Here is a 25,807-nt window from a genome sequence, read left to right on the forward strand (position 1 = left end):
AAAAGAACTTATGGAAACCTCCATTTTTTTTGAGAAAATTGACACCGAAAAATTAGGTTTCGCTCAAAACAAGGAGAAAATCCGCCTGGGTGATTACATTACTCACCTTGAGCCCGACGAAATGGAGGAGAAACTCCGCTATGCCGATATTGCTCTGATTGGCGTAAACGAAGACCGACCTTCAACACTAAATCACGGCTGCTCCATGGCGCCGGATGAGATCAGGAAGTATTTTTACTCACTTTATCCTGTGCACAAAAAGCTCAACATCGTTGACCTCGGGAATATCCGGCAGGGGGAAAAGATAAGTGATACCTATTTTGCGCTTAAATCGGTCGTGGTCGAGTTGCTGAAGGCTGATGTTGTTCCGGTTGTTCTTGGCGGAAGTAAAGATCTCACTTATCCGATTTACCTTGCGTTTGAATCGGTGGGCAGAGTTATTAATTTAGTCAGCATCGACCCACGAATCGATAACAGAATTTCTGAGGCTGAAGAGGGGGATGAACAATCCTACCTTTCAAAAATCATCATGCGTAAGCCCAATTTCCTGTTCAACTTTACCAACATAGGGTACCAGTCCTATTTCGTTGACCAGGATGATGTCAAGTTGCTGAATAATCTGTTCTTCGATACATGCAGGCTGGGCGAAATCCGCAGCGATCTGACCGAAGCCGAGCCGATGATCCGCAATGCCGATCTGCTGACCTTCGATATTTCTGCAGTGCGTCAATCGGATGCCCCAGCCAACGTCAAGGCCTCCCCCAACGGATTCTATGGAGAGGAAGCCTGCCAGCTCATGCGATACACCGGACTGGCTGAAAGACTTTCGTGCATCGGTTTTTTTGAAATGAACCCCCTTTACGATCGTCACGGGCAAACAGCACAACTCATTGCCCAGATGATCTGGTATTTCCTTGAGGGGTATTCGATGCGTAAAAATGATTACCCCGCCGAAGGCGCCAGCAGCTTTGTAAAATACATTGTCACCATGCCCGGCCATGAAAACGACCTGGTGTTTTTCAAGAGCAAAGTGAGCGACCGATGGTGGATGCAACTCCCAGTAAGTAAGGATAAAGAAACCTCGCTGAGCCGTCATGTTATGGCGCCATGCAGCTATAAGGACTACCTTCAGGCCGGAAAATACGAAATTCCCGACCGATGGTGGAAGACCTATCAAAAATTGATGTAATGGATCACTGGGTTTAGCGTTTTAACTTTTCACTGATGAACAGAAAATGAATGTTGCCGCACTTGTTTCCGGAGGAGTTGACAGTTCTGTCACCATTCCGCTTCTTAAAGAAATGGGGTACGACCCTCATATTTTTTACATACAGATAGGCCTTAAAGACGACCCGCACTGGGTAGATTGCCCCGCTGAGGAAGACGTTGAAATTGTCACTTTTCTCGCCAAAAAATACAACTGCAAACTCGATCTCGTTTCGCTTCAGGATGAATACTGGGACAGGGTGATCTCCTACACCATCAATTCGGTGAAAAACGGATTAACACCCAACCCTGACATGATGTGCAACAAAATGATCAAGTTTGGTGCATTTGAAGAGAAATTCGGCCATAATTTCGACCTTATCTCCACAGGCCATTATGCAACAACCTTGATGGTTGATGGTGAAAAATACCTCGGAACAGCAAGAGACGCATTCAAAGACCAGACCTATTTTTTAGGACAGATCTCACAGCAGCAGGTCAGCAAACTGATCTTCCCTATCGGTAATCTTCTAAAGCGTGATGTCCGTCAAAAAGCTGTCAGCGAAAAATTGCCTTCAGCCTACCGGAAGGACAGCCAGGGCATTTGTTTTTTGGGAAAGATCAATTACAGCGATTTTGTAAAACGATATGTAGGTGAAAATCCCGGCCAAATCATAGAACTTGAATCGGGTAAAGTCATCGGAACGCACAAAGGCCTCTGGTTTCATACCATCGGTCAGCGCAAAGGCCTGGGGCTGTCACAAGGACCATGGTTTGTGGTGGATAAAGACATTGAAAAGAATATTGTTTGGGTCTCCAACGGCTATGATCCCATTGCCCAATACAAAGACACCATCACACTTGCAGATTTTCATTTTATCAACCAAAAAGCTGACCGCGACTACACCCAATCAAAACCGGTAAAGTTTAAGATCAGGCATCAACCGGAATTTAACGAAGGACATCTTGTTACCGAAGGAAATAAATTTATCATCAAAGCAGATACGCCTGTTTCAGGTGTCGCTCCTGGTCAATTCGGGGTGATTTACAACCCTGAAGCGTCCATCTGCCTTGGGAGCGGGGTGATTTGCTAAAGCCAAAATCAGTAACTAATCTTTTTTAATTGAGATTTTTGCCGTGCTGGTAGGAAATATTTCTATATTTGCCGGAGCTTAAGCGTTAGAGGAGTTAGCATGTAAAATTCGAATCGCCCAAAAAGAATTGATCATGATAAAAGTCGCAATTGTTGATGATGAAGCTGTGTTTTTTGATGTTTTGAAGGATATGCTAAATCGGATTGACGATCGGTTCAAAGTGGTTGGCACTGCTAGATCAAAACAGGAAGCCTTTGTTCTAATGAAAGATACCAACCCTGATGTTGTTTTTCTCGACATTAACATGCCCCGGGGCAGTGGACTTGAATTACTCGACTTATTTCCAATCCGAAGTTTTGAAACTATCTTCATTACAGGCTATGCAACACTGGAACCATTTACCAGAAAGTATTCGCATTTTGGGTTTTTAACTAAACCCATTGATAATGACGACCTGAAAAAAATTGTTGCCGACCTGCTGATCAAATTTTGGAAGGATGGAAAAAAGTTTATACAGAATGAAAACATGCTTTGAACTCACGCTTAGAACCGTTTACTTTTCGGTATTTCTCTTTCTAATTCCCTTCTTCATTTGTTCCTGCCAACCTGAGGAACCCGTATCGATACCGCAGGAAATACCGTATGGCGGTATGTGGATTGGTAATACTTCACAAATGACTTACATTGAAGTTGAAATCAGAGAAATTGAAAAACGTCAGGTGGTGTATTCCCTGAAATTCAATTATAGAGTGGATTCTTTACTGAAACAGCGGTCAATGTTCGGAGAAAAGGGACTATTTTGGCTTGAAGAAGATCTATTCTCAATTGAACTTCCCGACAAAGGTTATATTTCAGGCCGGTTTTACAACCTCAATCATCTTTCAGGAACCATACGGGTTGCCGCAGAGAACGATACTTACAGTGAAATCACTTTTTCAGCCACTCATACCGATAGTATCATCACCATGCATTCGATTTCGAGGACAAGTTTCACATTACCCGACACCGCCTATACTTATACTCAACTGGTGAATGACTTTTTCCCTCATACAATCAACCAAATTACCGATACCAGTTTTTCAATCGGCGCATCTGTGAATATCGAGAAAGGGATGTACACCGGGCAATCGGTCTTTGCCATCAATTTCGGGAAATTCAGGGATCCGGATGAAATTCCCGGTTATTTTACCACCGGAAATAAATCTTATGCAGATTTGCTTGATGGTGGAGTAGAGATCCTTTTTTACAACCCAAAAATTTATTACGACCGCATGGCCTCCACAAACTGGAATGCTGAACAAAACGGGAGTTATTTTAGGATCACCGAAACCCAGTCTGTACCTTCGGATATTCCGGGTACAAGCAGGCTAAAAATTATGGCTGAGTTTGGTTGCTATGTTTACAGTTTGTGGGGAGATACACTTCAGATCAGCAATGGCTTTTTCCTTGGATTTGTTGATATCCCTGAAGAGAAATGAAAAAACCGGATTTTTCAACCCGGTTTTTTTCATGAACTATTATCCTAATCTTCTTCGGCCTGCTCGGCTTCGTAAGCTTTAAGCAATTCGGTCTGAACTTCACCGGGCACCTGTGCATATTCGGCAAATTTGAGCGAATACATGGCGCGACCGCTTGTGATTGAGCTTAAAGCCGTTGAGTAGCGGTTCATCTCGGCCAGCGGTACTCTTGCCAAAATTTTCTGGTAGTTTCCTTCGGCGTCCATTCCCATGATCACAGCACGACGTCCCTGCAGGTCGGTCATTACATCACCCATCTTTTCTTCAGGAACAATCACTTCAACATCATAAATCGGCTCAAGGATTTTCGGGCCGGCATTTTTGAAGGCTTCCCTGAAAGCATTCCTTGATGCCAGTTTGAAAGAAATTTCGTTTGAATCTACCGGGTGCATTTTCCCGTCATAGATATAAACAACGATATCGCGGGCGTAAGAGCCGGTTAACGGACCGTTTTCCATTTTTTCCATCAATCCCTTCATGATGGCAGGCATAAAACGTGCATCAATGGAACCACCAACGATGCAGGTGTTCATAATTAATTTACCACCCCAGTCAAGTTTTACTTCATCAGTACCACGAACCGGAAACTCGGTAGTCCAGGACATGCCTTCGGTGTAAGGTTCGATCATCATATGTACTTCGCCAAACTGGCCGGCGCCACCTGATTGTTTCTTGTGACGGTAAACAGCCTTGGCGCTCTTTGTGATGGTTTCACGGTAGGGAATCTTTGTGGAAAAATATTCCATCGGTATCTTGTGGATGTTCTCAACCATCCATTTGATGAGGTTCAAATGAAGCTCACCCATTGCACCAACGATCAACTGACGCAGTTCTTTTGAATAGTTGATGTGGAAAGTTTTGTCCACCTTGTGCATGTCATTGAGGATGGCATTAAGCTTTTCATCATCCGACTGGTTTTGCGCCTTTACTGCCATCTGGATTTTTGGTGATGGGAATACGATTGGTTCGATCGCATCATCAGCAAACTTGGGCAGGCTCAATGTTTCGTTGGTAGCTGTATTTTTCAGTTTTATGGTTGACCCGAAATCCCCCGCATTCACCTGAGCGATCTTTTCCCGATTCTTCCCTGCGAAGATAAACAATTGGGATAATCTTTCTTTAGATCCGTTGGTGCAGTTTACAAGGTCGGTAGCTTCGTTGATAACACCATTGCAGACCTTAAAAAAGGAAACTTCACCAAGATGTGATTCGATGGATGTTTTAAAAACAAATAACGAAACGGGCTCCTTAGTATCGCATTTCAACTCTTTGCCATTTGTGGTTTTCACCGGGGGCATCTCGTTGGGGGCGGGAACTGAGTCTTTGATGAAATTCATCAGCCGACGAACGCCCATGTTGTGTTTTGCATTGATGCAGAACACAGGGAACATGCTTCTGCCAACCAATCCGGTTTTGATACCCCTGAGCATCTCTTCCTCGGTTAATGTTCCATTTTCGAAGAACAGTTCCATCAATGCATCTTCGCCGGCAGCAGCCGCTTCGATAAGTTCGGCATGTAATTCTTCAGCTTTGTCTTTTTCTGATGCCGGAATATCCAGTACCTGAGGTTCACCACCGCCATCTGGATATTTGTACATCTTCATCTTAATCAGGTCAATAACCGAATTGAAGCCAAGCCCTGGATTAACAGGATATTGGCAGATGGTCACCTGGTTGCCAAACTGTGTTTTCAGTTGTCGGATGGTCTCTTCAAAGTTCGATTTCTCATGCTCCAGATGGTTTACAACAAAAAGCACCGGCGTATGGTTACGTGAAGTATATCTCCAACTGATCTCAGCACCCACTTCAACACCATTTTGTGCGTTGATCACCATCACAGCTGTGTCAACCACCTTGAGTGCAGAAATGACTTCGCCCACAAAATCATCAAACCCTGGTGTGTCGATGATATTGATCTTTTTCCCTTCAAATTCAGCATACATGACCGTTGAGGAAACGGAGTTCTGCCGCTCATGCTCAATGTCTCTGTAGTCAGATACCGTGTTTTTATCGTCAACCGAGCCTCTTCTGTTAATTAAACCACCTTCGAAGATCATACATTCGGACAGTGTGGTTTTGCCGGATTTTGCTCCTCCAACAAGGGCAATGTTCCTGATTTCATCAGTTTGATATACTTTCATGTTCCAGTAAACTAAGTTTTAGTGATTTATTTTAATTGTAAATTTCAGTCATTTACAAAGGGTGGCAAAATTATTAAAAATCTGACTAATAATAAGAAAAGTTTGGAAAATATTTGGAAGCAGGGGTTCAGTACAGTTTCCCAAATTGAGATTTCTTGTTCGTCATTTCAACTTAATACCCAAAATTTTCCCGGTTCATTATTCGATGATTATTTCTACTTTCCACTGTAATAAAGTTGGAAATTTACCCGTAAAACCTCTACGCATTCAACAATACGCAAATTTAATCAGTAGGTTAGCGGAATTTTTTACAAAAAACAATTACTGAGGTTCTTTATCTGCAAACAATGGTTCGCCCAGACCGGATTATTTTGGTTAACAAGTGTTTTGTTCAATGATCATTTCCAAACTTCAGCTACTTTTGCAACCCAATTCAACTGTCAATTTTCAATGGTTTTCAGCAGCAGCCTGTTTTTACTTTACTTTTTTCCGGCTTTTCTCATTGCCTATTATATTATTCCACGCAAGCTAAGGAACCTATACACGCTGCTGGCCAGTATCTTTTTTTACGCCTGGGGTGCTCCGGATTTTATTTTCATCGTGCTTGCCTCCATCGTCATTGACTATTACATAGTGGATTTAATTTACAAATCTACGCTGCTGAAGGCCAAAAGGATACTGCTCGGGGTGTCTGTAGTCATAAATGTAGGTATGCTGGCTTATTTCAAGTATGCCAACTTCCTGGTGGATAATTTCAACGAAATGCTCGGCTGGTTTAACGTTGAGCCTGTAGGATGGGCTGCGGTTGCTTTGCCGATTGGAATTTCGTTTTTCACTTTTCAGAAACTTACCTATTCGATTGATGTGTATCGTAAGGTGCATACCCCGCTCCGGCAGTTGACCGACTATGCCATGTACATCCTGATGTTCCCGCAGCTGATTGCTGGACCGATCGTGCGTTTCAACGAAATTGCCGATCAGATAGAAAACCGGAGAGCATTTGAAACGGTGGATGCAAAGCTGCTTGGATTTTTCCGATTTGTTGTAGGCTTAGCAAAAAAGGTGCTGATCGCAAATGTTTTAGGTGAACAGGTGGACAAGATTTTTGCCATGCAGCCTTACGACATTTCCACTCCCATAGCCTGGATTGGAATTGTGGCTTATTCGTTCCAGATTTACTACGACTTTTCCGGATATTCTGATATGGCCATTGGCCTTGGACGTATGATCGGATTTAAATTTCCTGAAAACTTCAACAACCCTTACATTTCTCAAAACATCACCGAGTTCTGGCGTCGGTGGCATATCACCCTGGGACGCTGGATGCGCGACTATCTCTATATCCCGCTTGGTGGTAGCCGCGTTTCAGTACAAAAACTTTACCTCAATCTGTGGGTGGTTTTTCTCATCTCGGGGCTCTGGCACGGCGCTGCTTGGAATTTCGTGGTATGGGGCGCTTTCCATGGCCTCTTCCTGATTGCCGACCGCATGTTCCTGATTAAGGTTACAAAGCCGCTGGGAAAACACTTCAACATCCTGATTACTTATTTCATCACACTGATTGGCTGGGTGCTGTTCAGGGCCGAAACGCTCGAATTTGCTTTTCAGTTTATCGGAAGGATGTTTGCTTTTGATGGCGCCAAGACCACCATGTGGTTTGATGCCGAGTTCAGGACCATGATGGTGGCCGGGGCACTTTTTGGTTTTATTGCAGCCTTTGGAAAAATTGAAACATGGTGGATACAGGTACTTGAAACACCAAAGAAAACCCTGACCGTAGCATTAATGACCGTTACAGCAATTTTGTTTACCATCCTCTGCATTGGCTCCATCACTTCCTCATCTTTTAACCCGTTCATTTATTTCAGGTTTTGATCATGAAAGTCACCGCTAAACATATCATTTTCCTCCTGCTTGTTGTACTGCTTTCTCTGCCTACCTTTCAACATGCTGTCAAATGGTTTAATATACCCCCCCTTGATGGTGATTTCGTCCTTGCTGATCGCCCGAAATATACCTGGCAAACCTGGATGGATGGATCGTTCCAGAACGGGTTCGATCGCTACATTGAAGATCATATAGGGTTCAGGCCGTTTTTTGTAAGACTGAACAATCAAATTGATTTCGACCTGTTTGGCAAAGCGAATGCCGAAGGTGTAGTGGTGGGGAAAAATAACATGCTCTATGAGTACGATTACATCAGGGCATTTACGGGGGGTGATTTTATCGGTGAAGCGACGATTGATAAAAAGTTGCTCCGCCTGCAGTTCATTCATCAGTACCTTAAAGAGAATTTTGATATTGATTTCCTCCTTGTTCTCGAACCCGGTAAAGCCAGGACGTATCCCGAAAATATCCCTGACTGGTACCTGAAGCACGGAAAATCGATATCCAACTACGAGTACATCCTTTCCAAAGCTCAGGATCTCGGAATTCCTCTCCTCGACCTGAACCATATTTTTGTGGAAGCTAAAGACACTGTTTCCTATCCGCTTTACCCGAGATATGGCATACACTGGAGCGAGCACACCATGCCTTTTGTGGCTGACACACTCATCCGTTTCCTTGAAAATCTGCGCCAGATTGATATGCCTGAATTTTTTATCGAAGAAGTAAAAATCACTGACTCGCTGGCCGACAGCGACTACGATGTTGGAAATACCATCAACCTGCTGTACCGCCTGCCTCATCAACCAATGCCCTATCCAAAGTTTGCCTTTGGCAGTGAAATGGGCAAGGTCAGGCCGATGGTGCTGGCCATTTCCGACAGCTATTACTGGAATTTTTTCAATACCCGAATCCCAAAGCATCTCTTTGCCAACGAAGCCTTCTGGTATTTCAATGCTAAGGTTTATCCCGATTTCTATTTTTGCGAAAAATGGACCCGCGATCTTGATTTGAAAACTGAAATCGAAAAACAGGACATCATTATCCTCAGTGTCACCGAGCGTTTCCTTTACAAATTCGACTGGGGATTCATCGACCAGTTGTATGAACTTTATACCCCCAACTACACAGGCGACATTGTTTATAAACTCGAAAACCAAATCCGTCTCGATGCCGGCTGGTTTGATGAGATCGTCCAAAAATCAGCAAAACAGGAACTTACACTGGAAGAAGCTATCCACAAAGAGGCCTATTACCAGGCCTGGGTTCTTGAGCCTGAAACCTTCCTTACCTGGTACGGACGCGAACATTTCAGGTCGGTAATCACAGGTGATCCGAAATGGGCTGCAGCAGTGAAAACAAAAGCAGAAGCCGCAAGAATCCGTTTTGAGGAACAATTGGAAAAAGATGCTGATTACATTTTTAACAATGAACACCCGGAAATATTCAGACTCAATCTTTTAATATCGCAACACTCATCTGCTATTCGCTCTGACTCCGCCTGGCTAAACGAAGTTAAGGCCAAAGCGGCCTATTTCAGGATGGCGTTTGAGGATATGATAAAAGTAGACGCTGAATTTCTTGCAAGGCAAAATGCATCAGAAGATCCTTTGCGGAAAGAAAGGATCAGCTACTACGAACAGCAAATCCTGGGTGACCCTGCATGGCTCGAAAGCGTGACCAAAAAAGCACAGGAACAAGGTAAAACAACCGAACAGATGATCCGTGAAGATGCAATTTACATGGTTGACCAGGAGCCAAAACGGTAATTGAGATTTTTTAAAATTCTATAAAAGATCAAAAGCCCTATTATTAGTATACAGCAATTCTCCCACCTTAAAAATGTCCATCAAATCACTCCAAACATGACAACATACATTTCACTATTGAGGGGAATCAATGTGAGCGGCCAGAAATTGATAAAAATGGACGCATTGAAAGTGCTTTGTGAAAACCTGGGATTTACTGATGTGCGAACCTACCTGCAAAGTGGCAATGTGATATTTCAAACCCATGATAGTCAAATAGCCGTGCTCGAAAAGCTGATTTCGGATCAGGTTAAAAAGCAATTTGGTTTTGATGTTCCTGTTATCGTCCTGACAGTTGATGACTTAATGGAAATTGTTGAAAAAAATCCGTTCAAAGACGACCCCTCAAAAGACCCGGCTTCCCAATACGTGACATTTTTATCTGCTCAACCCGTGAAATACGATATTCAATCCATCGGGTATAAAAAGACAAAAGAAGAGGAAATTACAGTGACTGAAAGAGCGGTGTATTTGTATTGCCCAAACGGGTATGGGAGAACGAAACTGACCAACAATTTTTTAGAGTCAAAACTGAATGTCACAGCAACCACAAGAAACTGGAAATCAACAACTGAACTTTTGACAATAGGTCAAAAAAGATGAGATAATGACCATAATAACCTATTTAGAACTCATTTGTGATGGCTACGTTAGTGTGCTGTTTCGTATGGACAGAATGAAGCATTCATATATGTTCTATGGTAAAATTTTAGCTTTGCCAAAAAATTCAGGAGAATGTTGAGGATTAAAAACGTTTTATTTGCGCTTGCGCTTCTGTTTTTAATAGCAGGTTGTTCAGGTTCGAGACATTTTGTTCGTCTGAGCGAAAACCCGAAGTCATTTTCAGCAGCACAGGAGGCCTGCATCATGCAGGGCGATATCCTGACACCCATGCGGGTTTTTAAAACCACCAGTTATTCGGATTCACTGCTGCTGAGAGCTAAAAGCAGTGATGTAATTGTTGAAACAGATGATCCGGTACTTCATCATTTTATCAGCAGGCTTTACAGCACCGTTCGCGACAGTCTGTCGCTGGGTGTGGGCATTGCTGCACCCCAGGTGGGGATTCTTAAAAACGTCATCTGGGTTCAACGTTTCGATAAGGAGGGTCAACCTTTTGAGGTTTACCTGAACCCTAAAATCATTCAATATTCCTCCCTGAAACAGGAATGCCGCGAGGGGTGTCTATCCATTCCCAACCGATCCGACACACTGCAAACAAGGGCTTATGCAATACTTATTGAATACGAAAGGCTGGACAAAACCCGCCATGTTGAAATGATCGAGGATTTCACCGCCGTTATCTTCCAACACGAAATTGACCATCTGAATGGAATTTTGTATCTTGATAGGATTGATGCAGATTTAGCGGGTGCAAAAAAGGAATGAATTTCTTAAAATAAAAAATTCATTCAGCTGTATCAAATTTTTTGGGTTAATCTACTCCCATTTTCCAGGAAAGAAACAGAATCGCTTAATGGATGCGAAATGCACTGTTCAAAAACAATTATTCCTACTTTAGCCGCCCGAAAAGCGCTATTGCCATAATCACAATTTTTCTTATGAGCATTACCGATGGATAAATCGAAATTTATAGTAACCAATGACATTTTGATGCCCCCCACCATCCGCTTTGCCTCCGCTTCCGATCTGCCAAGAATTGTGGAAATTTATAACCAGGGTGTAGCAGCGGGCAATGCCAACGCTGACATTGATTTGGTTACGATTGCTGACCGGATAGATTGGTTCAATGATCACGACCAGGTAAACTTTCCCATTTACATGGTTGAGATGAAGAATAAAACTGTCGGCTGGGGATCGCTGAGTCCATACCGCAAAGGAAGGGGCGGGTTGCGCCGGACTGCAGAAATTAGTTACTACATCGATTACGCTTACCACCACCGGGGGTTTGGAAAAATGATCATCGCTCACATGCTGGAGGATTGCCACCGGTTGGGGATCGAAAATGTGTTTGCCATCATGCTCGACATCAACCCGCCAAGTGCCGGACTGCTTGAGTATTTCGGATTTGAAAAATGGGGACATTTACCCGGGATTGTCAACCTGAAAGGGAGAGTTTGCGGGCAGTTGATCTATGGGAAAAATCTGGTCTGATGTAGTTTAGTGCCAGCAAGAAAACTCGTAATGTTGAAAATCAATGAATACCCCAACCCTCCCGACTGCGTCGGGATAAATTCCGGGAGCATTGATTTTCAACGATTTACTCCCTTTTCCCCGAGGGATCCCCTAGGGAAGGGTGGGGTAAATAAATCGTTGAAAATCAAATTTAATGGGTTTTCTTACTGGCACTAATTAACTCCAACCAAAATTACTCCTGAACAGAGGAATTCTGCCTGTAAAGCTGCTTAAATTCACTGATGGTCAGGGCGTCTTCAACACGAAACTCGCCAATGGCTGTCCGGTGCAACGAAGAGAGGTAAGCACCGCTTCCAAGCGCAATTCCGAAATCATTGGCCAGCGAACGGATATAGGTTCCTTTGCTGCAGCGTACCCTGAAAAAAACCAACGGCATTTCAATCCTTGTGATTTCAAAATCAAAGACCTCAACCTGTCGCTGCTGCATGGTTACCTCCTGGTTGCTGCGGGCAAATTTATAAGCACGTTTTCCATCCACTTTCAGCGCAGAAAAGATGGGCGGCGTTTGCAAAATTGTTCCTGTAAACTGTTTGGTGGCTTGCCTGATCATTTCTCCGGAAATATGTTCTGTGGAAAATTGCTGATCGGGTTCTGTTTCACCGTCCCACGAAGGTGTGGTGTGGCCAAGCCTGAAACTCCCCGTATATTCTTTTTCGCGCGCCTGGTAGGTGTCAATGGATTTGGTTTGCTTACCTGTACAAACAATCACGAGTCCGGTGGCCCGGGGATCAAGCGTACCTGCATGGCCAATCTTAATTTTTTTAATTCCAAACTCATATTTGAGATAAATCTTCAGGCTGTTCACCACATCAAATGAAGTCCAATCGAGGTCTTTGTTGATCAAAAGCACTTCGCCTTCCTTGAAATCGGGGTGCTGGATAAATGACTTTTTATTGATCATAAGATGCCGAACAGAATTGATGTCAACCCTACAACATAGCAATAGATGGCAAACCAGAGCAGTTTTCCTTTTTTCACGATACCAATCATCCATTTACAGGCGAGAAGGCCAGAGATAAAAGCCGCCAAAAATCCAACCATCAAGGGTAAAGCGCCAACGCTTCCTTCTCCAGAAATTTCCCCCCCAAGCAAATCCTTAAAATTGGCGCCGATAATTGGGATCAATACCATCAGAAATGAAAACTGAGCGATATCGGCTTTTTTATTCCCAAGAATTAAACCTGCTGAGATGGTGCTTCCCGATCTTGAAATTCCCGGAATCACGGCAATTGCTTGTGCTATGCCAATAATAAAAGAATCAAGAAAACTGATGTTGCGGGTATTGGATTTTTTGAAATGGGCAAACAGCAGCATGGTTGCTGTGATGAGCAACATTGATCCGACGAAAATGAGGTTACCGTTAAAAAGGCTTTCGACCTGATCCTTAAAAAAGAGACCAATAAAGGCCACCGGTATCATTGAGAAGAAAATTCTTGCGATATAACGGGTTTCGTCATTCCATTTAAAGGCAAACAGTCCCTTGATTAACCGAAAAATATCTTTATAAAAAACAACTAACGTACTCAGTACTGTGGCGCCATGCACCATCACTGTAAAGACAAGGCTGCGTTCGGCATTTACGCCCAGCATTACTTTGCCCATCTCAAGATGACCGCTGCTGCTAACCGGTAAAAATTCAGTCAACCCCTGGATAAGCCCTAATAAAAGCGCCTCTAACCAGTTCATTGGACGGGTTTATCCTGTTCAACCGAATTTGTTTTTTTGGGGCGCTTCATAATGGCAAAGATGCCGATTACGTACCCGGTAATCAAAAGAATAGGTGAGAGTGTAAGCCGCTGGAAGTTGAACATTTCGTAATTAAAAAAATCAGGACTGTCGCTCCGCCCACCGATCATCAGTATGAAGCCAACCACAATAAAGCCGATGGCGATGAGTAATAAACGATAGTTCTCTTTATCAAAAACGAATCCTGCCCCGGCTATCTCTTTTGCTGGAGCAGCTGTGTTAACTTTTTTCTTGATCAAAGTTGGTTTTTTGTATCCGGCAGTTTCTTTCATAATCCAATTACATTTGCGTATAAAAATCGGGGGTAAAATTACTCAATATAATTCTTCTGAATTGATATTAAGATATTTTTTAATGGCAAAGTGGTTGGATAGCCAGGTTACGAGTAGACCAAACAATACCATTCCCAATGATAACAACCTGATAAAAAATGAATTTTCCAGAATTTGTAACTCGGGAACTTTTATCCTGATAAACAGAACCACACTCCATAACAACACCACGGCTACCAGGCCACTAACCAAACCCTGGATAAGTCCGTTAATCACAAAAGGCCGCCTTACAAAACGCTGTGTGGCGCCCACCAACAGCATACTTTTAATGGTCATCCGTTTAGCATAAACAGCGAGGCGTATGGTGTTGAAGACCAGTAAAACTGAAACAAAGAACATCAATCCAACAAAAAAAACGACACCTACACCAATTCGGTTTATGTTTCTGTTAACCAATACAAGCAATGACTCCTGGTAATTGACCAATTTAACTGCCGGATAACTGAGCAGTTGCTGCTTTATCAAACCCACTGAATCAGGATGGGTGTATTCACTTTTTAAAAACAATTCGATAGAATTGGGCAAAGGATTATAGCCTATAAAATCAATGAAGTCCTCACCAAGTTTTTCCGCTAATTTGCGGGCTGCTTCATCCTTCGAAATGTAATTTGCCCGGAGGGTATAATCAAAACCATTAAGTTCGGACTTAAATTTAAGAATCTGTGATTCGTCATAATCGTCATGCATCTCAATCTGCATTCCAATATTTTCCTTCAGATAATCCGAAAGTTCCCGTGCCTGAAAAACCAGAAGTGTCAGAATCCCTAACATGAATAATACCAGCGTAATGCTGACCAGTGTTGTTCCGTAAGCCGTTCTGTAACTTCTCAGGCGAAATTTATCATCCGAATGCTTCACTTGATCAAGATTTACGGCTAAAGTAGCTTTTTCTTTTTACCTGATTTTTAAAAGCACAAGTAAAAGATTTCCTAATTTTGCGGCGATTCTCTCCGTAGCTCAGGTGGTAGAGCAAATGACTCTTAATCATTGGGCCGAAGGTTCGAATCCTTCCGGGGAGACATAAAAAAAGCAGGTTATCAGGCCTGCTTTTTCTTTTCTTTGTGAAGAATTAATTCTTTATCACCTTCTCTATGAATGTCTGATGTTCGTTGATCAACCGGATAAAATAAACTCCATCGGGTTGATTACTAAAATCAAAACTGGTTTTATTATCAATCACACCTGAAAAGACCACTTGTCCCTGAACATTGGTAATCAATAAATTAAACAAACCATCAGTATTAATATTGATTTGTTCGGAAGTTGGGTTTGGAGAGACAGTGATATTGTCATCAATCTCACTGATACCTGTTGCCCCGACTTTCAGACCGTTAATAATGGACAGTCCGTTTTCGGCATAAAGTCCATCGGCATTTGCAGCCTGTTTGCTGTATCCTGCAATGGCATCCAGAATTTGCCCGTTGCGGAAAATCCTGACAGTCATCATTTCGCCCTCTACCATTCCCTCTATTGTTTCAGTTGTGATGTCGTTCCCATAAACAACTATTGGAAGCACTGACTCATTTCCGCTAAATTGATTCATGCCGACACACCGTTCGTTTGAATTAAATATGCCAACAAAATCGCCAGGGACAAGGTTTTGCAGGGCAGCGCCGGTAACCGACAGGATATGTTGTGAACCCGTTGCGGTAACATCATTCCAGGATGTTGAATTGACAAATTGTGGCACGTTGTTCAATGTCATGGCTTTAGGCAAAATTAAACCGAAGTCAATCATTACCTGGGCATTTACTTTTGCTATGTAGGCCACGCCCGGATAAAGCGTATTTAAGGACAGACCTGATGTGCCTGGTAAAATTCCTCCTCCCGGCCAATAAATCAGCCCCCCTGCTATGTCGAACATAAATTCGATGGCATTGCCAAGCGGCACAATGAATTCGTTCACATCAACCGGGTTTTGGCTAAGCACCGGGATCAGGTGTGTGCCCGGTTCAAGGGTGATGGTTTTGTCTTCAGGCTCGTAACCCGGGAAAACAAAAAATGCAGACCCGTCAAGTTTGGCTTTATAGCCAGTGTAGGTACTCCATTCGCCAATTGAGTTGATGTTTTGACCAGGCCAGTATATACCCTCATTGCTTAAAATGATGATCAGGTTATTTAAAGCGGGAGCAAACAAATCCTCCATGCTTATTCTGCCGGGAATCAGGTTGCTTGATACTCCGCTCCAGCCTGAAGGAATGATCAGTGGTAATGTTGGATTCTCGTTACATCCGGACCCCGGTGTACAATAAATTCCCTGTCCAGCTGCATTCACGGCTGCAAGTTGTGTTGAAAACGTCCAGTTGGCCGGATCGTTGTTATCAAGAGAGGGGTCACAAAATTCAAGTGACGGACCCCGGCCTGCTGGTTCGGTTGGCCATAGATTTGCATCATCGTAAAGAACGTATGCACGCACATTGTTGCTGTTATCACTCAATTCGACAGCCTCACCTCCATTTCCCAAACCACCGCTTGTCCATTGCAACGCATCAATCCCAAAAGTGTTTTGGAAGGCTGATGCATTAACGCAAACCACCAGGAATTCACCGGGATGGAAATCAACATCAGGGAAGGTATACACCACACCCTTTGATATTTTCCAGTTAAGGAGATTCACAATACCAAGTCCATTGTTGTAGAATTCGATAAACTCAAGTGTATCAGCCCCTGATTCTGGAGGGTTGTACATGATCTCACTGATGATGATATCAATTGGAGGAACAATAGTAAAAGTCTCATTACTGGCATCCCAGGGATCATCCTGACCGACGGCCTGAATGATGATGATGTATTCTCCGAATTCCTGTGTTACATTCCATGTGAAACTGCCATCCTCAACCGGCACAATACCTAACAAAACACCTTCTTTTATGAATGGAGTATGCAGAATAACTTCCACATCGCCATCGAAATTGGAGTAAAACCATTCGATCTCATATTCTGTCCCCCATTCTATCTGTTCTCCCCCATTTGGAGAAATCACAGTGATTGTTGGTGGAATCTCAATGTCATCAAGACTTCTGCTTGTAAAATAAAACCCATCAACCCTGCCATTTGGAATACCAACAAGATTACACAGTGAGGTGGGAATCGGTGTACCAATATAATCCACATCATAAAAAGTAGTTCTGAAATTACCGGAAGATTTACTCTCATCAGTGATTTCATACACCTGACCATTGGCAAACAAACTACCTCCATCTGAAAAAGTAACACCCTCAATTTTAATCAGTTCTGATTCATACTCTTCGAAATTACCAAACAACTGGCCAATGGTGACCACCTCAGGATCAATCACATTACCTGAGGAGGTTGGTGCGCCCGGATCGCCTACCGGGTTGAACTGCAGCATATTTCCAAAATAGGTAAATGTTCCAACAATACCTGTGATACCGTCACCAATAAGATAATCGGTTGTAATAACACCCGGCACATCATCAATAAGGATTGCTGCTGTTGCATCCTGGATAAATTTTTGATTTCTGAAGGTTTGTTTGAAAGTTAAGACTACCTCACCTGTAACTTTAAAATAGTCTGTCTTGGTTAAATATGCAGCTCTTAATTCGGCGAGGTTTGCCACTTCGGTTACCGGTGGAAAAGTATAGGTAGCTTCTGCGATGGAGCTTGGGTCAAGATCGGGAGCGTAAGCAATAGCTTTGACGGTTGTAGTTGCATCAATGGGGATGGGAACCGTATATTCGGTGGATGAATTATCGGGATCAGATCCGTCCAATGTGTAATAAATGGTAGCGCCTTCGGTTGTACAAGTAATCTCAAGATTAAAAGGATAGAAATATTCTCCTGAAAACTGGGAAAATACCGGTGTCGCCGCTGCAGTAACCTCTCCAAAGGCAGTCCATGAAATGTTGTCAATTACTACCTGGCGGTTTGTGGTGGCTGTTCCAGTCAATTTAATTCTGATATCGAAATTACCTTGAACATTGATGTCGTTCACTTCAAAAGTATGAATAGTTGCATCGGCGCCTGTAAAACCTCCAAATTCAATTGACGTTCCCTTTAACTCACCGTTGATATAAACTTCGAGCTGCCTGACAGAACTGCCCGTAAATGCCTTCCTCATGTTCATGGAAAAACTTCCTATCCCGCCTGGTATAGCTGAAGCTTCCAATTTACTGTCGCTTGCCCTTCTAAGCATTAATCCTTCACCATCAACGGGATAACCACCATCATCACGGGAATGAAAATAATTCCAGACAATTCCTCCATTTCCAGAGAAGGAACCGTCAGCATAACTGGTTGTTGCAGTTGAATTATCAAAGGTTTCTAAACCTTGACCATAAGTAAAAGCAAAGATTACTGTGAAACTTAATACTGTAATTAACCTTTTCATAAATATTGATTTTATGTGTAAAATTTGATTTTTGAAAAAAGCTGTCCCCTGAGTTCTTGGTCTCAGGGGACAGCATGATTTGTTACTTACTACATTCCGGGAAAACGATCGGGATTGCACCGCTTACCTTGATAAAATAAGCTTTACCCGGGACAAAATTAACCAGTGTGTACAATCCGCCATCAGGCCAGTAAACCAGGTTGGTTCCCAGTTCCTGTACATAGATAATTTCGGGAATTCCACCTAACAAGGCAGCAACCCCAACCTCACATTCACTCAAAACCGGCAACATGTTCCAGCCAGTGTTAAGGTTTACGGTTTTGTTTGTCACAAGTGTACCATGAATGACATGGTAGCGCAGTGCTTCGGTTCTCAGCTGGTAACCCACGTTATTGTTCCAGTTACCAATGGTATTGATATTATAGAACGGAAAATAGATCTGGTTGAAGTTTTGCATAATGGTCAAATCATCAACAATCCGTTCCATCACATCAGCTACATTTGGCTGATCAGGAACAATATACGTTGAAATTCCCCCCCAACCTGCCGGGATTAAGAAACTCTGTGCAGGGGTAGGGAAATTGGGTGCTCCGGGAGTTCCATAAACAGGAATTCCATCTGCATTTATAAGGGCAAATGCGGTTTCCGGCGCCCAGTTTTCTGCAAGTTCATTATCTGAAGCAAGATCGATAAGTGAGAGCGACGGGCCAAACCCATCAGGGGCTATTGGCCAGGGTGATGCATCATCAAAAAGCACAAAATCAATCACCACGTTGGCTGCGTTTTTCAATTCTATGGCTTCACCACCGTTTGACAAACCTCCGCTTGTCCATTGCAAAGCGGCCACGCTAAAAGCATTGAATACTGCATTTGCATTGTAAGCAACTACCAGATAAGCCCCGGGAAGGAGTTCATAGTCAGGGAGGATCATATCGATTCCCGCCGAAAAATACCATCCTGCCAAGTTGTGTGCAATATTATCGGCATTGTATAATTCGAGGTATTCCAATGTATCAGTCCCCCCTTCCGGTGAGTTGTACATGATTTCGCTGATTACCACATTTGGTGTTGGAGGAGGCAAAATGATCGAAAATACGGCATCGCTTTCGTCGGCAGGTATCCCGGTCAATTCATCTGAGATTTTGATCAAATAGTTATCGCCTGCATCTTGTGTGACCTCCCACGCAAATGTACCAAAGGTGCTGGTAACCGTACCCAACGTAATGGCTGACCCCGCTTTTTCAGCAGTCATCAGTTCGATCAGGATTGTGCCTTCATAATTTGCACTGCTCCAGGTAATGTTGTAGGTTGTTCCCTGTTGAATGTTTTCACCGCCATTTGGGGTAAGTAAAGTAAGCTCCGGAACAATTACCGAAACGATGGAGAAAACGCCATCGCTTTCATCCACCGGCTGGCCATCTTCCATATCCGAAACACGGATTTTGTAGTTGGTACCAACCGTCTGGTCAGCAGCGATTTCCCACGGCCATGTTCCATTGATTGCAGGAATGTTTTCAGCTAAAACAACATCTTCGCGGGTTGCGGTGATGAGTTCAATTTTTAGTAATCCGTTGAAGTTTACCCTTGTCCAGGTAACATCAGTGGTTTCTCCCTGGATGAATGTTTCACCGCCATTAGGCGCTGTAACGGTTAACCCCTGAAATCCGAAAGCAGAATTTTGAATTCCAGGGGTTCCAAAATTCTGTGGACTGGCAATCCAGTTTTCGGGCAGATTGTTGTCGAGATCAGGATCTATAAGTTCTAATGAAGATCCCAGCCCGTTTGCTCCAAGGGGCCATGGTGAAGAAGATGAATAGGCAACAACATCCATCAATGTACCGTCTGAAGCCTTAAGCTCTATGGTTTCACCCGTATTGTTTAAAGCCCCGCTATTCCATTTAACAACATTGCTAATTCCATAAAAAGTGCCTACAGAATCAGCATTTACCGCCAAAACAAGGTATTGCCCCTGAAGTAGGATTGTCCCTTCAGCAAAAGTGTGAACAATGGCCGTACTAATTGTCCATCCCGTTAAATCAACATCGAAATTACCGTTGTTAAACAGTTCAAGATATTCATAGTATGAATCACTTAAAAATGGATTGCTATTGGAAGGGTTGTACATGATCTCATTGATTACAATCTTGGGAACCGGCAATTCAGCTACTATATTGAAGAAGTTGTCGCTTTCATCCATTGGATCACCACCATTAACCCCCTGAATCCTGATTTTGTAATTGTTACCTACTTGTTGTGCAGCCGGCACCTGCCATTCGAAGAACCCTGAGTTTGGAATACTTGTAGCCAAAACAAGGGTATAAAGTGGCGGGCGTACAAGGGTGATTTTTACATTACCGCTAAAATCCTGAGAAGTCCATGTTATGTTCTGTGTACTCCCTTGTTCCCAATATTCATATCCATTTGGCGAAACTACGGTGATGGTGGGAAATAGGACTGATGGCTGAATGTCGCTGGCATAGCGGCTCGTAACATAGTTGGCATTGCTTACCGTATTGGGAATGACAACAAGATCGGTTGGCACAGATGGAATCGTGTTCCCAAGGTAGTTGGCATCCAGGAATTCCGTTCTGAACGTTGCTGCCGCATCCGTGTTGTCCGAAATCGGGTAATTCGTTCCATAGGCAAAGGTTGCACCACCATTGGCAAAAGTGACATCTTCAATTTTGATCAGTTCTGACTGATAGTTCATAAAGTTGGCATTTAACTGGGCAATCGTGATCACTTCAGGCACGATGACATTGTTAACAGAGGTTGGCGCCCCGGGATCAGCATTCACTGCAAGGCGCAACATGCCATTGTGATTGACAAGGATCCCTGACAATCCGGTGATTCCGTCACCAGGTGAATAGGCTGTGGTAATGATTCCTGTGAAATCATCAATCAAAATGGCAGCGGTGGCATCCTGTACAAATTTCTGGTTGCGCCATGCTTGCTGGTAAGTGAGCACTGCTTCCCCCGACAAAATGTATTCCTGCCCGAGTTGTCCGGCTCTAAGCTGAGCAATCGTATTGACCGTGATCGGGCCGGTGGGAATAAACTCAAGGTCATCAAGAGAGCGGCTGGTGATGAAGTATCCTTCTGATCTTGCATTTGGAATGCCAACGATATTTCCGTTACCCCCTGGGATTTGTGTTCCAATATAATTTACATCGTAAAATGTCGTCCGGAAATCTCCGGTAGCTTCACTGGCATCACTTATCTCATAGACTATTCCATTGGCAAAAGTTGCGCCGGCATCCGCAAAAGAGGCATTGACAATCTTAATCACCCTGGATTCATAGGCAGCAAAGTTGCTGAACAATCCACCTATTGTAACCACCTGCGGAACAATTGCGTTACCTGTTGAAGTTGCTGGTCCGGGATCCTGTGAAGGAGTGAACTGGAACATATTCCCGAAAACATTCAGCGTACCATAAATGCCTGTAATCCCATCACCAACATTATAACTGGTTGTAATCACACCTGATAGGTCGTCAATCAAAATACCGGCAGTAGCATCCTGAATGTATTTCTGGTTGCGGAAAGTTTGAGAAAAAGTCAAAACAGCTTCTCCAGTTAAATGATATAACCCTGAAAGAGCTGAATTTTTCAGTGTTGCGATATTTGCTACTTCAATCGGGAATGTATAGAATGCCACAGCAATTGAGCTTGGATCAAGTCCTTCAGCGTAAGCTCTTGCTTTTAAGACAGTGGTTATATTGATGGGAACGGGTATCGTGTAAAGATTGCTGTTTTCATCCGGATCAGTACCATCTGTGGTGTAGTAAATCGTGGCATCCGGCGTTGTAGTTGAAATAGAAATATTTTGAGAAGAATAATAGATGCCGCCTGGTGGAGAAAATGTAGGGGCTGCAACCGAAGGTGGGCCGCCGGAAGCAGTTACGGCATCATCCCAATTATTGGCAATTCTGATCCCATCAACAATTACACGTTCTGAGGCGTTGTATTGTCTAAGAGCAACACTGCCAACAGAATATGAAGAGTTCTCAGTAAAAGTAAAGTCAGCAGTTAAAGGTTCGCTCTCTGGAAATGAATTAAAAACAAATAAACTGGAAACCTTCGAAGCAATATCAAATTTTGTTACAACCAGTGTTGGGACTCCTGCTGTCATGGGCACATAAGAAGCGGGTGCAGATGAACCACTAAGCCCTAAACCGTCACCGGTGGCATTAACCCAAACCCTTGTAAAAAATGTTGTTCCAATTGTTGATTGTCCAAGATGTAAAAAATATCCAGGACTATTTGAGCTTTCGGTTTGAATAATGAAAGCAGTATAAACAACTCCTGCGACCTGGGAAGGAAATGTTCTGTGCACATCCTCACCATTATTATCTAATAATGCTGCTCCGCCAATGTTAGAGCCTGCATAGCCATCAAAAAACAAACCGTCAGATACAGTAGGAGGCTGATTTCCTGCGCCACTATGAGCAGTCCAGCCATTCGCAGTTAACAGAGAACCAATGGGATAGTCAAAATTTTCTTCAAATATCTGCCCCCAAACAGTTGACATTTGAAAAATAAGAACAAACAGAACTGCAAAGATTTTTAATAGTGTAAATAGCTTTTTCATAAACATTAGTTTTTTAATAGATGAATAATTTACTTTAATAAAGAAGCAGAGATCTCATTTTAAGAAATGGGACCTCTGCTTACCAATGATTTAATTGATGATGATGCGGTTGGTTGAAAACATACCCGAACTCAGGTCGGTGATTTTGACCAGGTAAACCCCCTTTTTCAGATGAGTCAGGTCAATCGGGGTCTGATCACCCGAGAGTGGCTGTTTGTAAACCAATTGCCCGGTGAGTGAGAACACTTCGAGATGATCAGCCTGCCGGCTGAGTTGAATGTTGAATCTTCCGGTACCGGGATTGGGATAAATGGTGGTTTGAAAATCCTGACCCGGTGAAGAGATGCTGTTGCTTCCTTCACCATTGACAAGCACATTGTCAATCTCCCAGGTGGCTGAGTTTTGGGATGTCGAGTAATAAACAAAGGCAACATATGCCGTAGCGCTGCCGTAACTGCTGATATCAATTGCGCCAGAGCTTGTCCACTGCCAGAAAGGATCTCCGGAAGGCCATGCAGCCTGTTCGGTAAGGTCAGTCCAGGTGGCATCGCCCGGGTTTCCGGAGCCGGCGTAATCAGTCGAAATTTTCACATTTAATGCAGGCCCGGTATAACCAAGAGCAGAGAAGAAAGTGAGTTTTTCGTTGGTTGTATTGCTAAGATTCAATGCGGGTGATATCAGCCAGTCTTCATTTTCGTTTGACTGTGAATTGGCAAAACCGCTCATTTTTGCACAGGCTGTATTGTCAACACCAAACGTGTTGTTCCTGTCCCACAGTTCAGCACCTTTAACGCTGATTGTAGTCCATCCTTCCCAGTCGGTATTGAAAGTCGAGTTGATTACTGTTACCAATTCAACTGTAGCTGTGGTTGCTTCTGCAAATGGAGGTTCGCCATCCGTTTTGTAATCAATATACTGACCGTCGTTGGTGTAGGGGAAAATTTTAAAATAATAGGTGGTTTGTTGTTCGAGGCCATTAAAAGAATATTCCTGGATACCCTGCTGAATGTTCATTGCTCCCACGCCGTCAGCCATATTCGGATCATCAGCAACGGGAGTACCATCAGCCGGAGATTGGAAGTTGTTCTGACTGCTCCCAAGAATCAGATAACCTGCGGGCAAAACTTCTCCGGTGGCATCTGTCCAGGTAAGTTTAATGTTTGATCCGGTGGCTGCTGCTGCAAATGCAGTCGGGTAGTTGGTAGGCTCCGGAATTATGGTCAGAATAATGGTGGCTTCGGCTGAAGGGGGATTCCCGTCATTCTTGTAATCAATGGCCGAACCGGCGCCTGTGTAGGAGAATATTTTGAAATAATAGGTCACATTCACCGGCAAATCGGCAAAAACGTATTCTTCAGCACCAAAAGCAATGTTCATGGCGCCCAAACCATCACTCAATACCGGGTCGTTAGACACAGGAACTCCGTCAACGGGTGCAATGATGTTATCTTCATCGCTGGCCAGAATAACGTAGCCCGTTGGTAACACCTCGCCCGTGGCATCTTCCCAGGTGAGTTTAATCGTTGTTAAGGTCGTTGTCGCTTCAAATGCAGTTGGGTAATTGGTTGGTTCTCCGTAAAACCATTCAAGATCACCAAGCGATCTGCTCGTAATATAATTACCCTCAGTTCTTGAGTTTAGGATACCTACAATATTTCCTGCACCTGATGGAATCAATGTTCCGATATAATCCACATCGTAAAAAGTAGTTCTGAATTCTGCGCTGGCTTTGCTATTGTCGCTGATCGGATAAAGAAGCCCGTTTTCAAATGCCGCACCTGCATCAGCAAATGTGGCGTCGGCAATTTTAACCAGTTGGGATTCGTAATCCTCAAAGTTAGCTGTCATTTCTGTGATAGTGATCTCAACCGGATCAATCTGATTTCCCGTTGAGGTTGCCTCACCCGGATCAAACGCCGGGACAAACTGCAGCATATTGCCAAATTCGGTCACCGTGCCAATCATTCCTGTGATACCGTCGCCAAGGTTATAAGCAGTTGTAATTTTCCCTGAAAGATCATCAATTAATATGGCTCCGTTGGCATCCTGAATGTATTTCTGATTTCTGAACGTCTGCTGGAAAGTCAGTACCACCTCACCGTTGATTTTGAAATAGTCTGTTGATGGGAAAGCAGCCCTGAGTTCTCCAAGATTGGCTACCTGGATCGGTGTAATAATGGTATATGTGCCCTGGGCAATGATACTTGGGTCAAGGCCGGTGGCATAAGCACGGGCCTTTAAAGTTGTAGTAGCGGAAATATTGATTGGGTCGGTATAAGGTGTTGAAGATTGTGAAGGTTCACTGCCATCGGTAGTATAAAAAATAGAAGCATCGGGTGTAGTACAGCTGATGGTCACATCAATATCGCCGAAAAACTGACCTGCAGGAGGTGAAAATACCGGTGTGGCAACATTTTGAACTCCGGTATTATCGGTAATCACGATGTCGTCGATATTCAACCTGCGATTTACCGTACCGTCTTCAGTTGCCCTTTTGATCCTGACGCGAACGTTGCCGTCAACATTAACATTTTCCGAAAAAGTCTGGACATCATCCGACGCGGGTGCAGTAAAAGCATTTCCTATCTGTGTCCATGTTGAACCATTGTTGGTGCTGTATTCTATCTTCCAGTCTACCTGTGTATCAGTTCCGTACCGTCGATAGAGAAATGTGATGTTACCAATACCGTTGGATTTGTTTTGTAGCATGGTCATAGAGGATGTACCGTAACCTCTCATTCTTGCGGCACGCTCACCGTTGATGAATTCAGGAAGACCGGCAGCAGTTGTAGTGATTAAAGCGTCTGTCATGTCCCAGTCCAATCCGCTGAGATTTACAGTCGCCGAGGCATAAGAAGGTTTCAATTCCCCTTCGCCTTCAAAATTTACAACATACTGCGCATTGACTATAAGGGCATAAAAAATAAACCCTACAATCAATGTGCTTTTTCTTAACACGCTGAAAATGTTTTTCATA

Annotated in this window: 17 protein-coding genes and 1 tRNA gene; 10 read left to right on the plus strand and 8 right to left on the minus strand. The window is 43.4% G+C overall.

Annotated elements, in window-relative coordinates; all coding sequences use genetic code 11:
* The first annotated feature begins 10 nt into the window (after nt 1-10).
* The 4 genes from IH598_11440 to IH598_11455 all read left to right on the plus strand — a co-directional run bounded on the left by IH598_11440 (nt 11) and on the right by IH598_11455 (nt 3,778).
* Nucleotides 11-1,189, plus strand: coding sequence for a formimidoylglutamase (locus IH598_11440; GenBank protein MBE0639124.1), 1,179 nt, complete (start codon nt 11-13; stop codon nt 1,187-1,189).
* A gap of 46 nt (nt 1,190-1,235) precedes the next feature.
* A complete protein-coding gene (gene mnmA / locus IH598_11445) occupies nt 1,236-2,300 on the plus strand; it encodes a tRNA 2-thiouridine(34) synthase MnmA (protein ID MBE0639125.1) in 1,065 nt (354 codons plus the stop codon).
* Between the two features lie 133 nt (nt 2,301-2,433).
* The gene (locus tag IH598_11450; GenBank protein MBE0639126.1) at nt 2,434-2,835 is read left to right on the plus strand and encodes a response regulator; all 402 of its coding nucleotides are present in this window, start codon (nt 2,434-2,436) and stop codon (nt 2,833-2,835) included.
* Complete coding sequence (locus tag IH598_11455; GenBank protein ID MBE0639127.1) at nt 2,819-3,778, plus strand: hypothetical protein; 960 nt, start codon at nt 2,819-2,821, stop codon at nt 3,776-3,778. Before IH598_11450 ends, IH598_11455 begins: the two co-directional genes overlap by 17 nt.
* Before the next feature lie 44 nt (nt 3,779-3,822).
* Here IH598_11455 and IH598_11460 read toward each other — a convergent pair whose 3' ends face one another.
* Complete coding sequence (locus IH598_11460) at nt 3,823-5,958, minus strand: elongation factor G (protein MBE0639128.1); 2,136 nt, start codon at nt 5,956-5,958, stop codon at nt 3,823-3,825.
* A gap of 450 nt (nt 5,959-6,408) precedes the next feature.
* On the opposite strand from IH598_11460, the gene IH598_11465 reads away from it, so the two are divergent.
* The 5 genes from IH598_11465 (at nt 6,409) to IH598_11485 (ending at nt 11,768) form a co-directional block, all read left to right on the plus strand.
* Nucleotides 6,409-7,833 (plus strand): MBOAT family protein, encoded by a 1,425-nt coding sequence (locus IH598_11465; GenBank protein MBE0639129.1) that lies wholly within the window; start codon nt 6,409-6,411, stop codon nt 7,831-7,833.
* A gap of 2 nt (nt 7,834-7,835) precedes the next feature.
* Nucleotides 7,836-9,614 (plus strand): hypothetical protein, encoded by a 1,779-nt coding sequence (locus IH598_11470; GenBank protein ID MBE0639130.1) that lies wholly within the window; start codon nt 7,836-7,838, stop codon nt 9,612-9,614.
* A 96-nt stretch (nt 9,615-9,710) separates the two neighbouring features.
* Complete coding sequence (locus IH598_11475; protein ID MBE0639131.1) at nt 9,711-10,256, plus strand: DUF1697 domain-containing protein; 546 nt, start codon at nt 9,711-9,713, stop codon at nt 10,254-10,256.
* A 132-nt stretch (nt 10,257-10,388) separates the two neighbouring features.
* Nucleotides 10,389-11,042, plus strand: coding sequence for a peptide deformylase (gene def / locus IH598_11480; protein MBE0639132.1), 654 nt, complete (start codon nt 10,389-10,391; stop codon nt 11,040-11,042).
* Nucleotides 11,043-11,228: 186 nt separating this feature from the next.
* Nucleotides 11,229-11,768: an N-acetyltransferase gene (locus IH598_11485; GenBank protein ID MBE0639133.1), complete on the plus strand. Its 540-nt coding sequence runs from the start codon at nt 11,229-11,231 to the stop codon at nt 11,766-11,768.
* A gap of 214 nt (nt 11,769-11,982) precedes the next feature.
* On the opposite strand, the gene truB is transcribed toward IH598_11485, so the two are convergent.
* From truB to IH598_11505, 4 genes are read right to left on the minus strand one after another with little or no spacing between them, the layout of a single operon-like run.
* Nucleotides 11,983-12,711: a tRNA pseudouridine(55) synthase TruB gene (gene truB / locus IH598_11490; protein ID MBE0639134.1), complete on the minus strand. Its 729-nt coding sequence runs from the start codon at nt 12,709-12,711 to the stop codon at nt 11,983-11,985.
* A complete protein-coding gene (locus IH598_11495) occupies nt 12,708-13,496 on the minus strand; it encodes an undecaprenyl-diphosphate phosphatase (GenBank protein MBE0639135.1) in 789 nt (262 codons plus the stop codon). Before IH598_11495 ends, truB begins: the two co-directional genes overlap by 4 nt.
* On the minus strand, nt 13,493-13,828 hold the full coding sequence (locus IH598_11500; GenBank protein MBE0639136.1) for a DUF3098 domain-containing protein: 336 nt from the start codon (nt 13,826-13,828) through the stop codon (nt 13,493-13,495). Before IH598_11500 ends, IH598_11495 begins: the two co-directional genes overlap by 4 nt.
* Nucleotides 13,829-13,870: 42 nt before the next feature.
* Nucleotides 13,871-14,746 carry a cell division protein FtsX gene (locus tag IH598_11505; GenBank protein MBE0639137.1) on the minus strand — a complete coding sequence of 292 codons (876 nt, stop codon included), beginning with the start codon at nt 14,744-14,746 and terminating at the stop codon, nt 13,871-13,873.
* Between the two features lie 88 nt (nt 14,747-14,834).
* Between IH598_11505 and IH598_11510 the strand changes: the two genes are divergently transcribed.
* Nucleotides 14,835-14,907: transfer RNA gene (locus IH598_11510), tRNA-Lys, on the plus strand.
* A 50-nt stretch (nt 14,908-14,957) separates the two neighbouring features.
* Here the strand turns inward: IH598_11510 and IH598_11515 are convergent.
* The 3 genes from IH598_11515 to IH598_11525 form a co-directional block, all read right to left on the minus strand.
* Nucleotides 14,958-18,239, minus strand: coding sequence for a chitobiase/beta-hexosaminidase C-terminal domain-containing protein (locus IH598_11515; GenBank protein ID MBE0639138.1), 3,282 nt, complete (start codon nt 18,237-18,239; stop codon nt 14,958-14,960).
* Nucleotides 18,240-18,321: 82 nt separating this feature from the next.
* Nucleotides 18,322-22,830, minus strand: a complete 4,509-nt coding sequence (locus IH598_11520; GenBank protein MBE0639139.1) for a lamin tail domain-containing protein — start codon at nt 22,828-22,830, stop codon at nt 18,322-18,324.
* Between the two features lie 90 nt (nt 22,831-22,920).
* On the minus strand, nt 22,921-25,806 hold the full coding sequence (locus tag IH598_11525; protein ID MBE0639140.1) for a choice-of-anchor J domain-containing protein: 2,886 nt from the start codon (nt 25,804-25,806) through the stop codon (nt 22,921-22,923).
* Nucleotide 25,807: the final 1 nt, after the last annotated feature.

This window comes from Bacteroidales bacterium (assembly GCA_014860585.1).
In the GTDB taxonomy this organism is placed as follows: domain Bacteria; phylum Bacteroidota; class Bacteroidia; order Bacteroidales; family 4484-276; genus RZYY01.